Genomic DNA, 15,478 nt, shown 5'->3' with positions numbered 1-15,478 from the left:
TTTACCATGTTTTTAAACAAACTCAAAAAATTAAACAGCAGCCACATCACCACGATCTTTAAGGGAAACTTTATCTCCAAGTTCGTTTTGGTAATCGGAGGGCTTTTGCTGGCAAAATATTACGGTTCCTCGGAATATGGCATTTTCAGCATTTATCTGAGCATTATGAGCATATTTACGGTGGTATTGAGCCTTGCCCAGGAACATATGATCATGCTGGAAGGTAACGAACAGGATGTGAATAATAATTTCAGTGCGGCCGGGATTATTTCAGCAACCGTTATGCTCCTGGCTTTCCTGCTGGTTTTCATTCCTTTTGATATTCCTAAGAATATTTTATTTCTGGGGATATTTACAGGATTCATCTATTTATTTACAAATAATGCGAAGTTTCTGCTGGCCAAGAAAAAATTATTCAAGCTGGTATCGGTATTAACTATTATAGATTCTGTGGTAAGTTTTCTGTTTCAGGTGTTATTTGTATTTATCAAGATAGAAAACGGGCTTGTTATCGGTAGTCTGATAGGCTATATTGCTGCTTTTCTTGCCGCTTTATACTATTCAAGAAAATATATTGTAAGACCTGATTTCAAAAGATATATAGCCAATGCGAAAAAAAGACCGGAGCTTTTTAAATATTCATATCCTTCAACGCTGATCAATGCTTTAGGCAATAATATCATGCCGATTCTGATCTCGCTTTATTTTGCAGACTCTTTGTTGGGAGAATATTCTTTAGCCGTAAAAATAATGTCTGTTCCGCTGCTTCTGATCTCTTCTTCCATTGCAACTGTTTATTATCCGAAAGCAGCAGAGATCAATAACAAAGGCAGGAGCAGAGATGAACTGTTTGCCTATACAAAAAAGATGAGTCTGATGAATTTCTATATCATCTTTGCACTCTATGTACTTATTAATGTGGCCGGGATTCCTGTTCTGGAAATGTTCTTCAATAAAAACTGGGAGCACCTGGGGCTTTTTATTTTCCTGATGTCCTTCGGATATCTTACCAGAAGCCTTATCAACCCTATTTCAGATATTTTAACGATCCTGAAACGTAATAATGTGGCCCTGGTCTTCAATATCTATCTTTTCCTGGCTAATATTGCCGCAATTTTCATTGGAAAAGAAATGGGAATCAGCTATCTGGTGGGGATTTTTTCCGGTTTCTTGTTTATCGGCTACGGATTTTTGTATTTTTACATCATGTTTATTCTGAAGAAAAATGAATCCGATTAAAAAATTTATTGAATACCAGATTTTCCATAGAATTAATAATTTTTTCTATCCCGAATATTACCGTCAGAAGTACGATTATATGCTTCCACATGTTCTTTTTTTCCATTATCTGGTTCCTCAAAAAATTTTAAGAATTAACGGAAGTGTTCCGTGGCCTGTCCATTTTACTTCAGTGATCAGAAACCATCCAAAAATAAAAAAAGGAATTCTTTGTGATCCGGGGGATAATCCCAATATTTATATTCAGGCCAATAATGGCATTATTATAGGAAATAATGTGGGTTTCGGAGCAGGATCTTCCCTTATTTCTGCGAACCATAATCACAATGATCACAGCATTCATGATGAATGCGGCCCTATCATTATTGGAAACAATGTTTTTGTAGGAACTAATTCGGTGATCCTTCCGGGAGTAAAAATAGGTGATAATGTGGTTATTGGAGCTGGTTCTATTGTGGCTAAAGATATTCCATCCAACTCAATTGCCGTAGGAAATCCATGCAAGGTTATCAAACAAAAAGAACCTTACATTGAAGACTTTACCAAGACTGTTTTCAACCGAAAACTACCTGAAGGCTTCAATCTAAAGTTCTGATTGATTGTTTTTTACAGCTGTTTAAGCGATGCCTGCAGCCCAGCTTTTTTCCAATGGTAACAGAAAATGGCTTAAAAAGTCCAGATACGTATTTTTAGAGAAATCAAAAACCTGGATATCTTTTGGCAGTTCGCCGTTTCTCAATTGGGATTTAAATTCCTGCAGTTTCAGGGTTTTTATCTGTCCGTCCTGTACAAAGCTGGCCTTCATTCTGTCGAAAAGTCCAAGCTGGTATTCTTGATCAATTTCGCGCATTACCTTTCCTAAGGCATCAATGCTGCATCCTGAAGCCATTTCCTTCTCTTCATCCACACATACCACGATAAACTGATTTTTTTCAATCTTAAACGATGAAGCAAGTGGTTTTCCGTGAGCAGCCCAGGTTGCCAGGAAATCGAATAACTTTTCGGTGATGGCTTTGGCCTCTTTGGTTTCAAAAGGTCTGGATGCGGGGTATATAATGACTCTGTAGTCGCTGGTTTCTACTATACTTGATTCTTCAATTTTCATATCCTGTCGGTTTTAAAGTATAAAATTAAGAAATATTCCTGAGTTTATGATAAAGAAAAACCCAGACCTAAGCCTGAGTTTTTTATCTGTTTTTTAGTTATCTGCTACAAATCTTCAGCTTCTGCAAGCAATTCTACAATATCTTTTACAGCTACTTCTGTGTTTTTGTTAAAATGCTTTACACCATCCGTCATCATCGTATTACAGAAAGGACATCCTGTAGCAATCACTTTAGGCTCGAAAGACAACGCTTCTTCCGTTCTTTCGATATTGATGTCTTTATTTCCTTTTTCCGGCTCTTTAAACATCTGTGCACCTCCTGCTCCACAACATAAACCGTTGGTCTTGCAACGTTTCATTTCTACAAGTTCTGCATCCAGTTTTTCAAGAAGCATTCTTGGAGCTTCATATTCGTCGTTGGCTCTTCCAAGGTAGCAAGGATCATGGAAAGTGATCTTTTTCCCTCTGAATGCACCTCCTTCTATCTTCAGCCTTCCTTCTTCCATCAAGGTTTTAAGGAACTGGGTATGGTGAACAACTTCAAAGTGCCCCCCAAGGCTCGGATATTCATTTTTCAGGGTATTGAAACAGTGAGGGCAGGCAGTGACGATCTTTTTCACTTCATAGGCATTCAGGACCTCAATATTGGTTAGGGCCATCATCTGGAAAACAAATTCGTTTCCTGCTCTTTTTGCCGGATCTCCTGTACAGCTTTCTTCCTGTCCCAGAACGGCAAATTCAACTCCTATTTTGTTTAATATCTTGCAAAATGCTTTTGTAATTTTTTTGGCACGGTCGTCAAAACTTCCGGCACATCCCACCCAGAATAAAACTTCCGGGGCTTTTCCTTCGGCAGCGTATTCTGCCATTGTTTTTATACTGAAATCCATTCTTTTCAATTTGAAAATGTGAGAATTTGGAAATTTGAAAATGAATTAAAAGTATAGTTTTCAAATTCTCAAATTGATTAATTATCTAATTTTCATTGGCCCAATTCAGACGGTCTGCCTGGTTATACTGCCAAGGGGCGGCATTGTTTTCCACATTCGTCATCATCAGATTCAGTTCCTGAGGAGCAGCAGACTGTTCCATTACAAGGAATCTTCTCATTTCAAAAATGATGGAAAGCGGATCCAGCAATACCGGACATGCTTCTGTACATGCGTTACATGTAGTACAAGCCCAAAGTTCTTCTTTGGTAATATAATCGTTCAGAAGTTTCTTACCGTCATCTACAAATTTTCCGTTTTTGTCGATATTTCTTCCTACTTCTTCCAGCCTGTCTCTTGTTTTCATCAGAATCAGTCTTGGAGAAAGCTTTTTACCTGTAATATTGGCAGGACATACGGAAGTACATCTTCCGCATTCTGTACATGAGTAAGCATTAAGCAACTGTACCTGATTTAGGTCGAATATATCTTCTGCACCAAATTTAGACGGAGCTTCTGCTGCATCTCCTTCAGCCGGAGCGGCATAAGGATCTGCGTTAGGATCCATCATTAATTTGATTTCTTTTGTTACTGAATCAAGATTATTGAATTTTCCTTTTTTATCAAGATTAGCAAACCAAGTACTTGGGAAAGCTAAAATAATATGAAGGTGTTTTGAGTAATACAGATAATTCATGAAGAAAAGAATCCCTACAAAGTGGAACCACCATGCACTTCTTTCAACAAAAATCAGGAAGCCATTATCAAAACTGAATACATTCAGGAAGGGCACAAAAAGCATTTCACTTACCGGGAAAGAACCTATATGATGAAAGCCTTCTGCATTTCGTGCCTGCAAAACAGATTCTGAAGCATTCATACTAAAGAAAGCTACCATCAGAGCGAACTCTATGACCAAAATCCAGTTGGCATCGTTTTTAGGCCAGCCGAAAAGCTCTTTCATGTTAAGCCTTTTTACACCATAGAAATTTCTTCTGATAAAGAAAATAACAACGCCTATGATTACTAAAAGAGCCAGTACCTCCAATGTTGCCGTAAAGAAACTGTAGAAAGTATCTCCCAGAATGGAAGCCAGAAATCTGTGGGTTCCAAAGACTCCGTCAACAATAATTTCTATCAGCTCAATATTGATAATAACAAAACCTACGTATACAAAAAGGTGAAGGATACCTGCTACCGGACGTTTTCCCATTTTGCTCTGGCCCATTGCCACTGTGGCCATGGTTTCCCAGCGCTCGGCTTTTCTGTCGCTTCTGTTGATTTCTCTTCCTAACCTGATGTTTCTGTAAATCTTTTGCAGGCTTTTTGCAAACAGCCCGAATCCTGCAATTAATAAGATCAGAAAAATAATGTTATCGATGTATTGCATAAGGTGATTAGTCTTTATTGTTCTTACCGAAAACCGAGAAATTGATGTATCTCTTAGGGTTTGCCTTCATATCTTCAATCAACGAATTGAGATTAGTGGAAGCAGAATTCAGGTTATTGTAAAGCTGCTCGTCCTTCATTAGTTTTCCTAAGCTTCCTTGTCCGTTATCAACTCCTGCAATTACCTGGTTAAGTTTTCCTACCGTAGCATCTAAACTTGCTATGGCAGCATTCAGCTTTTTGGTATCAATACTTTCTGCAAGGTTCCCGTATTTATCCAAGGTTACTTTTCCGCTCTGCATGGTAACGCTGGCATCATCAAGTACTTTCTGGAGCTTTGGATCATTATGTCCTACAAGGGTATTTACGCTTCCTGCTGTTGTTTGTAAGGCACCTACTGTTTTGTTAAGATTGGCTAACAATGCTTTGATCTCGGCTCTGTTCTGCCCGTCCACCAATTGATTGGCATTGGCCATCAGTGAGTCTACACGGTGTAAAACAGTTTGCAGCTGATCCTTAACCGGACCTACCTGAGAGGAAAGGCTTCCCAAAGTTCCCAGTTTGAAAGCGCCCTGTAAGGTATCTCCATCTTTTGCAGTAGGACCTCCGTACACAAGGTTTACTCTCATTTCTTTTCCTGACATCAGGCCAGGCTCAAAGATTTCAAGGGTTGAATTTTTGGAAAACTCAAATTTGTCATCCACTGTAACTTTTACCACAAAACTGATCTTTCCGTCTTTTGCTGTTTTAGGAATGATCTTATCAACCTGACCTACTTTCAGACCATTGATGGAAACTGCGGACGACTGCGCAAGCCCTTCCACATTATCGTATTTTGCATAAAATATATTATCAGTAGTAAAAAGACTTCTGCCTTTCATGAATTGAAACAACAACACAAAGCCTACAACAGCTAAAAGTGCAATCACACCAGCTTTTAATTCTTTACTCAACTTCACTTGCTAAATTTTTTCTAATGAGCAAATATAACACATTTTAAATTAATCTTTTTCTTTATTGTTCTGCGTTAAATATAAAAAGCGGCAGAAAATTCTGCCGCTTTTATATCTGTAAAAATTAATTTCTTACTATTGCTGATTTCCCAGCTTGTTCCAGATCTCGATTCTGTAGTCTTTGATATCTGCATTGTCCTGAAGACTCTTCATCCAAGCCTGTCCGAACATTCCTGCATTTCTCTGGGTAATAGATTCTGTAAACTGCTTAAGGTCACCCGGCTGCTTGTTTACAGTTTCTGATTTTTTGATCAAAACATAAACTCCAGTACCTCCTTCAATAGGGTTGGATAATTTTCCTTTTGCAACCCCAAAAGCAGCACCGGCAACTTTAGGTTCCATAGCTCCTGCTACTGAAGGGTTAAGCATATTAACCTGAGCAGCCTGCTTGGTTGAAGCAAACATTTTAGCAATCTGGTCTAAGTTTGAGGCTTTAGCGCCTGCAATTTTATCAGAAATCTGTTTTGCAGCCAGTTTATTTTTAACAATCACTTCAATCTGATCTCTTACAGATTCAGGATCTGCAAGACCTGCTTCCTGTTTTCCGTTAAGGTAAGCTACAATTTTATCTCCTGTACCTTCTACCGTAAAGAATTCAGTATCTCCTTTGGATCTTTTCTTATCGAAAGCCCATGCTAAAATTTCTCCGTCTTTATCTGTACCAAGTCCCTGAAGCTGGCCATCAAATCTTTTGGCTGCTTTAGGATTGGAGAACTGATAGTTTCCTTTTTTGGCAATATTCACGAAATCGTTGAAAGATTTCCCTTGTACCTGCTGGATGAATCTTCTTGCTTTTTTATCAGCTTCAGCTTCTGTAGCGTCTGAAGGTTTTACTTCTTTCACAAGATTAGCTACCTTATAGCTCATCGCTCCGGCTTTTTTATCTTCAATATTGATGATATGGTATCCAAACTGTGTTTCTACTACTCCTGTAGCGCCTTTAGGGTTGTTTGCCAGATAAGTAAGGAACTCAGGAACGAAAGGTGTTTCCGGAGTTGTCCAACCTAAGCTTCCTCCTTGTGCTGCAGAGTTAGGGTCGTTAGAAAGTTTCAGGAATTCTGTAAATTTAGCAGGAGTTGCTTTTACAATAGCCCCTATAGAATCTGCCAGTTTCTTAGCCTGTTCTTTAGTTCTTGTTAATCCTTCTCCTGCAGGGCTTCCTTTGAAAGCAATCAGGATATGTCTTGATAATGTAGAATCTGAAGTCTTTTTATCCAAAAGTTTCGAAACTACATAGAAATTCTGCTCTTTATAAGGTCCGAAAGTCTGTCCTATAGCTGCAGTGGTAATCTGTCCTTTAATAGTCTGAGGCAATTGGGCAGGTGATAAATACTGATTGTTAAACGGCATATCAGAATTTGCCATTACGAACATTGAGTCGTTCTTTGTATTCTGGAAGTTTTCTGTACCTCCGCTTGCATCCGTACCTGCTGAAAAGAGTTTATTGATCTCTTTCTGAGTTGCTGCATCATCTGCAGGGCTAGGTGTAGAAGGGAAATATACAATTCCGATGTTTCTGCTTGGTTCAGCTTTGAACATTACAGGGTGCTGCTTGATATAGTTTTCAAGATCTGCTGTTGTCACATTGATCTTCGTTTTCTGAAGGTAAGCCGCATAGTCGATCTTTACAAAATCGATATCCGCTAACTGGTCTCTCTGCTTCATAAGCTCTTCAGCTTCTTTCTTACCAGTAGTGATCCCTGCAGAAATATTAGTAAACACCTGTCTAGCCATCAGTCTGTACTCCACAGTTTTTCTGGTTTTCAACCACTGGTTGTACCCTTCAGGGCTGGTGCTCTTTAATGTTTCAATTTCTTTTTTAAGCTCTTGAGTTTTAAAATTACCTTTCTCATCAAAGAACTGTTTGTTCTGGGCAAACATCTGATCATACTGGATCTGACTCCAGAAATAATCATCCGTCATTTCAAAGCCTAGTTTTTCAAACTGCTGCTTGATAAGTTTAGATTGTACAAGTAACTGCCAAGCCTGCTCTTCAAGTCCCGTTTTTGGACGGCCTTGCTGTTCAGCCTGCTGCTGCAGTACGAAAAGCTGATCATTGAACTCTTCGCGGGTGATTTTCTCACCGTTTACTTTTCCTAAAACATCAGGATTTTTTCCAAAAACCTTGTCGATGCTATCGGGGTTTACCAAAAACGCTAAAAGCGCCAATGCAATCACTCCCATCAAAAGCCAAGGCTTACTCCTAATCTGTCCTAAAATTGCCATTTTATATATTATAGTTTTTTATCAGTTTGCGAAAATACACATTTTTAAGAAATTAGAGAAGCGGAACTCCTTTATTTTAATTTTTAAAATGAAAGATTATTAAAAAAAGGAAATTTTGGCCATATTTTTTAGCAAAAAACAAATGGCATAGGTATTGTGCAATTTAGAGAACTATAATATGCCACACGTTTTCAGGGCATATTGTAAGATTTCATTTTAACGATTTAAAACGAAAATGACAATTTGTCATTTTATATAAGTATGACAGAATTTGAAGATATGAGTTTAGAGGAAATGATCGGCGATGGATTTGACATTGTAGCGGAAGAGATCAATCTTTCAGACTTTTCGGAAACCGATAAGAATTCCGAACAGAGAATATTCCCTATACTTCCTGTAAGAAATATGGTCATGTTTCCCAACGTGGTAATTCCTATTACTGCCGGAAGAAAAACATCGATACAGCTTCTTGAAGAGGCACAGAAAAATGGTGATTTCATCGGAATTGTAAGCCAGAAAAATTCAGATCTGGAGCAGCCCGCCGAGAAAGATATATACCAGACCGGTACACTTGCCAAGATTATTAAGATCATTAAGCTTCCTGAAGGTAATATTACAGCTATTACCAAAGGTTTCCACAGATTCAAAATCAAAAAGATTGTAGAAAGCCAACCTTATTTTAAAGCGGAGATCAGCAAACTAAAAGATTCCCAGCCGAAAAATAAGGAAGAATATGAAGCTTTACTTGAAAATATTAAAGAATTAGCTTTAAAAATCATAGAACTTGATCCTAATATTCCGAATGCTGCGAATTTTGCGATCAAGAATATCAATAACAATGATGATCTTTTGAATTTCATCTGTACCAATGCCAGTTTCCCTTCTCCGTCAAAACAAAAGCTGCTTGAAGAGAAAAGCCTTATGGAACGGGCCAAAAAGTGCTATGAAATGATGCATGAAGATTTCAGAAAGCTGGAATTAAGAAACCAGATCCATCAGAAAACTTCAAAAGACCTTGATAAGCAGCAGAGAGAATACTTCCTGAACCAACAGATCAGAACCATCCAGGATGAACTTGGAGGCGGTCCGGAAAGTGATGTGGAAGATCTTATCAATAAAGCAAAGACTAAAAAATGGAGCCAGGAAGTAGAAGATCATTTCCAGAAGGAGATCAACAGGCTGCAACGCCAAAACCCGAATGCTCCGGATTATAATGTTCAGAGAAATTATCTTGATTTCTTTACGGATCTTCCGTGGGAAACCTATACAAAAGATGTTTTTGATATTGCAAAAGCTGAAAAGATCTTAGACAAAGCTCATTTCGGACTTGAGGACATCAAAAAAAGAATCCTGGAACACATGGCTGTTTTGAAATTAAAAAACAACATGAAATCCCCTATCCTATTGCTGGTAGGGCCTCCGGGAGTAGGAAAAACTTCTTTAGGAAAATCCGTTGCTGATGCTTTGGGAAGAAAATACGTAAGATTATCCCTTGGTGGACTTCATGACGAAAGTGAGATCCGCGGTCACAGAAAAACGTATATTGGCGCAATGGCCGGGAGAATTTTACAGTCGATCAAAAAATCAGGTACTTCCAATCCTGTGATCGTACTTGATGAGATTGACAAGATCGGGCAAGGCCTTCATGGCGATCCGAGCTCCGCTCTTTTGGAAGTTCTTGATCCTGAGCAAAATAAAGCTTTTTATGATAACTTCCTGGAAATGGGTTATGATTTGTCTAAAGTAATGTTTATTGCCACAGTCAATTCACTTTCAACGATCCAGACTCCTCTTCTGGACAGAACCGAGATCATTCAGATTGCCGGATATACCATGGAGGAAAAAACGGAGATCGCAAAAAGACATCTTATTAAAAAACAGCAGGAAGAAAATGGTTTGGATACCAAGTCATTTAAGCTCGGAAATGCTGAACTTAAGCATATTATTGAAGCTCACACTTCAGAAAGCGGAGTAAGAACCCTTGAAAAAAGGATTGCTTCCATTGCAAGATGGGTTGCTCTTCAGACCGCTCTTATGAAAGAATATGATCCGAAGATCACCGTTGAAAAAATAGACGAAATCCTTGGAGTTCCAAGACCGAAAAGCCTTTCCGAAATTACCGGAGTACCCGGCGTGGTAACAGGTCTTGCCTGGACAAGTGTAGGTGGAGATATTTTATATATCGAAAGTATCCTGAGCAACGGAAAAGGAAGTCTTACGATGACCGGAAACCTGGGGACTGTAATGAAAGAGTCTGCAACCATCGCTCTGGAATACATTAAAGCCAAACATGATGAGCTGGGAATACCACAGGAAGAGATAGAAAAAAAGAATATTCACGTTCACGTTCCTGAAGGTGCAACACCAAAAGACGGACCGTCGGCCGGTATTGCCATGCTGACCTCCATGGTTTCATCGTTTAAGAATAAAAAAGTAAAACCTCATCTTGCGATGACAGGAGAAATAACATTAAGAGGAAAAGTACTTCCCGTAGGCGGAATTAAGGAAAAACTTCTTGCTGCAACCAGAGCCGGAATCAAAGAAGTAATCCTGTGTGAGGCTAACAGAAAAGATGTGGAAGAAATTAAAAAGGATTACCTGAAAAACCTGACGGTACACTATGTCAACAGGATGGAAGAGGTCATCGACTTTGCCATCGAAAAATAACAACATATCAACTCTCAATAAGGAAACGCGTCTCAGATTTTTGGGACGCGTTTTTTTATCATTCAATTCAAAAATTGAAAATTCGGAATAGCTGTAATTATAACAAACATACCACACTTCCGGATTACGGCATTTATTTTGTTAAAAGAATTATGTTAATTAAGCCAAAAACACCTTTCAAATGGAAGGGTTTTCTTATTTTTATACAACAGATTTGAAAAAAATATGAATTTTCTTAGACTCCCTTTTCTTGTTAATCTAACGCTTGTAGTAATTTCCATTATAGGCCTGGGATATCTTCTGGCACTCGGACAGAGTATTTTAGCTCCTTTTTTCCTGGCTTTTTTAATGGCAATGCTGTTTCTGCCTGCTGCCACATTTATGGAAAGAAGGTTGAGATTTCCAAGATCTATATCTACAATGACTTCAGTATTCATCATGCTGGCCATTTTAGCGGGGCTTATTTATTTTTTCGGATCACAGCTTTCGGATTTCAGTAAGGACCTTCCCCATCTTCGGGAGCAGATGACGACTGTTTTCAGCAATCTGCAGCACTGGATTTCGAAAACATTTAATGTAAAAATAGATGAACAGCTTGATTATATTAATCAGGGGCTCAATAAATTATTATCGTCTTCAGGGGTAATCCTCGGTTTTACTTTTGGAATATTTTCGAGTGGTTTTGGCTTTATTGTATTTTTTACCCTGTTTTTTATTTTTATTCTGAACTACAGAAGGGTTCTCAATAATTTCATTGTAACTGTTTTTAATGAAAAGCATAAAGCAAGCGTCCAGGAAGTAGTTACCGAAATCCGGGTGATGACGAAGAAATATATTTTCGGACTTTGCCTGCAGGTGCTGATTGTATCCGTTCTTTGCTCCATCCTCCTTACCGTTCTTGGGGTAAAATACGCTATACTTCTGGCTGTCCTTACAGGTTTACTGAATGTAATTCCTTATCTGGGAATCTGTATTTCTCTTTTAATATCTTGCTTTATCGCGTTTGCAACCGGTACACCTTCTACCTGCATCTATGTAGCCATCGGGTATATTGCCGTGCATATTATTGACGGGAATATTGTGCTGCCGTTTGTTGTAGGTTCCAAAGTAAAGATCAATGCTTTATTTTCTTTTATCGGAATTATTTTAGGTGAGCATCTTTGGGGAATTGCAGGAATGTTTCTCTGTATTCCGGCTATTGCCATCATTAAAATTATTTTTGAAAGAGTGGAAGGTTTAAAACCCTGGGGGAAATTGCTTGGTGAAGAGGAAAAGCCTGATAAAAAGAAGAAAAGCTATAAGATTTCCAAGAATATTACCATTAAGGAAATGGACTGATTAATTATAGGTAATGAGCAATAAGTAATTAGTAATAAAATATAAGCTTGTAAAATAAAAAAGGCTGTCTCAGTTATTGAGAGCAGCCTTTAATTTTATAATGCACAGAATGGGCTCATCCCACTTGGGCATACCTGGTCGCATGGAATATAAGACTGGTTGTCTGGACAGTATCCCAGGTTATCCCCCGGATTAGTGCCGCCACCTCCACCTCCCAGACAAGGGTCACCCGGTGGAATTATGCAAGGACATCCTACAGGTCCGATATCGCAGATAGGAGGCTTGCCTCCGCCTCCATTAATTCTTTTTAAATTTTCACGATCTAATTTTTGAAAATTTTTCAGCATAATACTTTGTTTAGTTTGGTTTGTATATCAAATATATTAATTCATAATAGAATAACATATGAAATTATAGGGTAAAACTGAAAAAATCAACAAAATTATTTATAAATAAATCAACGAATACCATTTTTATAGTACATTTGATGTAAAATCAACAATTATGAAAATCGTTAAATTTATTCTTTGTCTTTTATTCGCACTGGTATTTATCAATGCCGGTCTGGATAAGTTTTTCCATTATAATCCAATGCCAAAGCTTACTCCTGAACAGGTGAAGATTTTTGCTGCTTTCGCAGAAATCGGCTGGCTGCTGCCTTTAGTGGGAGCTGTAGAGGTCATTGGAGGAATTCTGTTTATCTTTCCGAAGACCAGAGCTTTGGGTGCTATCATTATCCTTCCTGTAATGGTAGGAATATTCCTTCACAATGTCTACAGAGATCCTAACCAGACAGGAGTGATCATAGCCGTAGTGATGTTTCTCATTAACATCTGGGCAATTATTGATAACAGAGAAAAGTATAAGGCTTTAATCAGTTAAAAGATTTTAGATGACAGGTGACAGGTAGTGCAGCGCATATCACCTGATACCTGTCATCTGCAACCTGCTATCTTTATACAAATGCACTGAATCCTGTTATAGATCTTCCCACAATCAGGGAATTGATCTCTTTTGTGCCTTCATAGGAGTAAATGGCTTCAGCATCTGCCACAAACCTTGCCACATCATATTCAAGCAGAATACCGTTACCTCCCATTACCTCTCTGGCTCTGGACACAATATCTCTGGTTCTCAAAGTACAAAAAACTTTGGCCAGCGAGGCGTGCTCATCTTTAAGAATTCCTTCATCCTGCATCTCAGACAGACGGAAAACCATAGTCTGCATCGCAGTAAGGTTGGAAAGCATTTCCACTAGATGCCCCTGAATCATCTGGAAAGAGGCAATAGGTTTCCCAAACTGTTCCCTGGTTCTGGTATATTGCAAAGCACTTTCATAAGCACCCCTTGCACAACCGGTTGCCATCCAGGCTACTCCCGCCCTGGTCATCCGTAAAACTTTTCCGGTATCTTTAAATGAATTGGCGTTCTGCAGACGGTTTTCTTCGGTCACCAGACAGTCTTTTAAAGTAATCAGTCCGTTTTGAACGATTCTCAATGCCATTTTTCCTTTGATTTTTTCAACGGAATAACCGGGATTATCTTTTTCTACAATAAATCCTTTTACTTCTCCGCTATCAAGATCTCTAGCCCAGATAATAACCAGGTCAGCAAATGTTGCGTTCCCGATCCATTTTTTCTGTCCGTTCAGGATCCAGCCTTCCGGTGTTTTCTTACAGGTTACGGTTAAGCCTCCTGCTGCACCGGATCCTACTTCGGGTTCTGTAAGTCCGAAAGCTCCGATTTTTTCAAATTTCTGCATCTGGGGAAGCCATTTCTGCTTCTGCTCTTCTGATCCGCAGATATAGATAGAACCCATGGCAAGCCCGGATTGTACTCCGAAAAATGTAGCTATCGAAGCATCAATTCTTGCCATTTCCATAGCAATAACTCCTTCCATCAGAAAAGGCATTCCGGGACAGCCGTATCCTTCATAAGTTACTCCACAGATATTCAGTTTCTGGAATTTCGGAATCAATTCAAAAGGAAATTCGTCCCTGAGCCAGTAATGATTCACCAAAGGTTTCACTTCTTTTTCCATGAAGGCTCTCACCTTTAGCTGTATTTCCCGCTGTTCCGGGGTTAAAGTATGGTAGATATCATAAAAATCACCATCGATTGGAGGAAGCTCCCGTTTTTTCTTATTGGGATCAAGCATTTTCATCATTCCGTTCAGCTGCTTATCATCCAGCTTGGAAAAATTCTGCATCAGTTTCGGCAGATCAACTTTTTGAGAAATAGCACTCAACTGATCAAAATCTATGGATCTGAATAATTCTATTGCGTTTCTGATTTTGGAAAAGGTATTTGACATAGTAATATTTTGGGATTGATTTGTAAAAGTTAAGCAAAAACTGCTCCGAAAACAAGTCATTCTGTACCCATTTATTTTACAAAACACAGATTTACAACTCATTAAAACAGAAATATTTCTTTACAAACTTTTTACGCCTGATTTTCAAACGTTACAAAAGATCCTGACGGAACTTTGGCTTAAAGAAACCCACAAAAAATCAACACTATGAAAACGACTTACATTAAATTATCCCTGTCAGCAGTTCTTTTATTAGGAATCTATTCATGTAAAAAAGGTGAGGTAGCCACCATCGAACGGGCAGATCCCTATATTACAGATTCTACAGTGGCTGTTTCAGACAGTGTATCGTCGGCAGCGAGTATGACCGTAAAAGACAAACAGTTCATTAAAACGGCTGATGTGAATATGGAGGTAAAGGATGTTTACGAAGCAACAATTTCTATTGAAAAAACGGTTCAGGATCTGGGAGGATTTGTAACGCACAGCAATCTCCATAGCAACGTCATTTCAGAGGATACTTACAATACTTCCGGTGATGAGGCCATGATGATCAAAAAATACCAGAGCGAAAACGCAATGCAGGTAAGAGTTCCAACAGAAAAATTAGGAGAGCTTCTTACCCTGATTAATGATAAAAAGCTTTTTCTGAATTTCAGGAATATTAATGCTGAAGATGTTACCTCAAACATCAGGTATGCAGAAATGGAAGAAAAAAGAATAAAAAAGACCAGTGAAAATATCGATCAGCTGAAAGCAAATAAAGACAAAGTAAAACTGGATAACGATAATATGACGGAGGGAAATCTGCAGCAACTTGCCAACATGGATACTGCAGACAATATAAAATACAGCACTGTAGATATTTACATTAAAGAACCGAAGCTTCGCATTGCAGAAATTGCGGTAACCAATACCCGGAATATTGATCATAAATATAAGTTCAATTTTATATATGATGCCAAAAATGCTTTTGTAGAAGGATTTTACCTGATCCAAAAGATTGCCGTAGGACTCATTACTGTTTGGCCTCTTATATTAATCTTAGGTATTATATTATACTTTTTGAGAAAAAGAAAACCAACCCAGCCAGCACACACAAAGACCCATGAACAATAAACTATCCTAACCAACTGGTTATCATCATAATTTTAGATTTTACTGACCTCCTTTTTTGGGAGGTTTTTTATTTTTTTGAAAAAAAGTGTAACATTGACAGCGCTCGCCTTACCTACTATTTAAAGAATAGGAAAACCAA

General features: G+C 38.4%; 13 protein-coding genes. 6 read left to right on the top strand and 7 right to left on the bottom strand.

The features are described 5' to 3' along the window. The first annotated feature begins 6 nt into the window (after positions 1-6). Together BUB03_RS18460 and BUB03_RS18455 are read left to right on the top strand one after the other, a co-directional pair. Positions 7-1,239 (top strand): lipopolysaccharide biosynthesis protein, encoded by a 1,233-nt coding sequence (locus BUB03_RS18460; protein ID WP_073065956.1) that lies wholly within the window; start codon positions 7-9, stop codon positions 1,237-1,239. After that, positions 1,226-1,834, top strand: coding sequence for an acyltransferase (locus tag BUB03_RS18455; protein WP_073065953.1), 609 nt, complete (start codon positions 1,226-1,228; stop codon positions 1,832-1,834). The genes BUB03_RS18460 and BUB03_RS18455 overlap by 14 nt, the downstream gene beginning before the upstream one ends. A 21-nt stretch (positions 1,835-1,855) precedes the next feature. Here the strand turns inward: BUB03_RS18455 and BUB03_RS18450 are convergent, their stop codons facing one another. From BUB03_RS18450 to BUB03_RS18430, 5 genes are all read right to left on the bottom strand, one after another. Beyond that, a complete protein-coding gene (locus BUB03_RS18450) occupies positions 1,856-2,344 on the bottom strand; it encodes a hypothetical protein (RefSeq protein ID WP_073065950.1) in 489 nt (162 codons plus the stop codon). Between the two features lie 104 nt (positions 2,345-2,448). Continuing rightward, entirely contained in the window at positions 2,449-3,234 is a 786-nt protein-coding gene (locus BUB03_RS18445; RefSeq protein ID WP_040999499.1) for a (Fe-S)-binding protein, read from the bottom strand. A gap of 85 nt (positions 3,235-3,319) precedes the next feature. Then, on the bottom strand, positions 3,320-4,663 hold the full coding sequence (locus BUB03_RS18440) for a 4Fe-4S dicluster domain-containing protein (RefSeq protein ID WP_073065947.1): 1,344 nt from the start codon (positions 4,661-4,663) through the stop codon (positions 3,320-3,322). A 7-nt stretch (positions 4,664-4,670) separates the two neighbouring features. Beyond that, a complete protein-coding gene (locus BUB03_RS18435) occupies positions 4,671-5,621 on the bottom strand; it encodes an MlaD family protein (protein WP_040999504.1) in 951 nt (316 codons plus the stop codon). A 129-nt stretch (positions 5,622-5,750) separates the two neighbouring features. After that, a complete protein-coding gene (locus BUB03_RS18430) occupies positions 5,751-7,901 on the bottom strand; it encodes a peptidylprolyl isomerase (protein WP_073065944.1) in 2,151 nt (716 codons plus the stop codon). Positions 7,902-8,162: 261 nt separating this feature from the next. On the opposite strand from BUB03_RS18430, the gene lon reads away from it, so the two are divergent. Together lon and BUB03_RS18420 are read left to right on the top strand one after the other, a co-directional pair. Beyond that, entirely contained in the window at positions 8,163-10,568 is a 2,406-nt protein-coding gene (gene lon, locus BUB03_RS18425; RefSeq protein WP_073065942.1) for an endopeptidase La, read from the top strand. Between the two features lie 225 nt (positions 10,569-10,793). Then, the gene (locus tag BUB03_RS18420) at positions 10,794-11,906 is read left to right on the top strand and encodes an AI-2E family transporter (protein WP_040999507.1); all 1,113 of its coding nucleotides are present in this window, start codon (positions 10,794-10,796) and stop codon (positions 11,904-11,906) included. 95 nt (positions 11,907-12,001) lie between these two features. Here the strand turns inward: BUB03_RS18420 and BUB03_RS18415 are convergent, their stop codons facing one another. Continuing rightward, complete coding sequence (locus BUB03_RS18415; protein ID WP_073065939.1) at positions 12,002-12,253, bottom strand: bacteriocin-like protein; 252 nt, start codon at positions 12,251-12,253, stop codon at positions 12,002-12,004. A gap of 157 nt (positions 12,254-12,410) precedes the next feature. Here BUB03_RS18415 and BUB03_RS18410 point away from each other — a divergent pair, with 157 nt between their 5' ends. Continuing rightward, positions 12,411-12,788, top strand: a complete 378-nt coding sequence (locus BUB03_RS18410; protein WP_040999511.1) for a DoxX family protein — start codon at positions 12,411-12,413, stop codon at positions 12,786-12,788. Positions 12,789-12,861: 73 nt separating this feature from the next. Here BUB03_RS18410 and BUB03_RS18405 read toward each other — a convergent pair whose 3' ends face one another. Continuing rightward, on the bottom strand, positions 12,862-14,220 hold the full coding sequence (locus BUB03_RS18405; RefSeq protein ID WP_073065936.1) for an acyl-CoA dehydrogenase family protein: 1,359 nt from the start codon (positions 14,218-14,220) through the stop codon (positions 12,862-12,864). Positions 14,221-14,427: 207 nt separating this feature from the next. Between BUB03_RS18405 and BUB03_RS18400 the strand changes: the two genes are divergently transcribed. Next, positions 14,428-15,339: a DUF4349 domain-containing protein gene (locus BUB03_RS18400; protein WP_073065934.1), complete on the top strand. Its 912-nt coding sequence runs from the start codon at positions 14,428-14,430 to the stop codon at positions 15,337-15,339. Positions 15,340-15,478: the final 139 nt, after the last annotated feature.

Origin of the sequence: Chryseobacterium oranimense, assembly GCF_900129755.1 — a bacterium.
GTDB lineage: Bacteria > Bacteroidota > Bacteroidia > Flavobacteriales > Weeksellaceae > Chryseobacterium > Chryseobacterium oranimense.
This window is presented reverse-complemented; position numbering and strand designations above follow the sequence as displayed.

What these genes read in the sequence shown, in the direction of transcription:
- BUB03_RS18460 (WP_073065956.1), top strand. Translation starts at nt 7, where the DNA reads ATGTTTTTAAACAAACTCAAAAAATTAAACAGCAGCCACATCACCACG.
- BUB03_RS18455 (WP_073065953.1), top strand. Translation starts at nt 1,226, where the DNA reads ATGAATCCGATTAAAAAATTTATTGAATACCAGATTTTCCATAGAATT.
- BUB03_RS18450 (WP_073065950.1), bottom strand. Translation starts at nt 2,344, where the DNA reads ATGAAAATTGAAGAATCAAGTATAGTAGAAACCAGCGACTACAGAGTC.
- BUB03_RS18445 (WP_040999499.1), bottom strand. Translation starts at nt 3,234, where the DNA reads ATGGATTTCAGTATAAAAACAATGGCAGAATACGCTGCCGAAGGAAAA.
- BUB03_RS18440 (WP_073065947.1), bottom strand. Translation starts at nt 4,663, where the DNA reads ATGCAATACATCGATAACATTATTTTTCTGATCTTATTAATTGCAGGA.
- BUB03_RS18430 (WP_073065944.1), bottom strand. Translation starts at nt 7,901, where the DNA reads ATGGCAATTTTAGGACAGATTAGGAGTAAGCCTTGGCTTTTGATGGGA.
- lon (WP_073065942.1), top strand. Translation starts at nt 8,163, where the DNA reads ATGACAGAATTTGAAGATATGAGTTTAGAGGAAATGATCGGCGATGGA.
- BUB03_RS18420 (WP_040999507.1), top strand. Translation starts at nt 10,794, where the DNA reads ATGAATTTTCTTAGACTCCCTTTTCTTGTTAATCTAACGCTTGTAGTA.
- BUB03_RS18415 (WP_073065939.1), bottom strand. Translation starts at nt 12,253, where the DNA reads ATGCTGAAAAATTTTCAAAAATTAGATCGTGAAAATTTAAAAAGAATT.
- BUB03_RS18410 (WP_040999511.1), top strand. Translation starts at nt 12,411, where the DNA reads ATGAAAATCGTTAAATTTATTCTTTGTCTTTTATTCGCACTGGTATTT.
- BUB03_RS18405 (WP_073065936.1), bottom strand. Translation starts at nt 14,220, where the DNA reads ATGTCAAATACCTTTTCCAAAATCAGAAACGCAATAGAATTATTCAGA.
- BUB03_RS18400 (WP_073065934.1), top strand. Translation starts at nt 14,428, where the DNA reads ATGAAAACGACTTACATTAAATTATCCCTGTCAGCAGTTCTTTTATTA.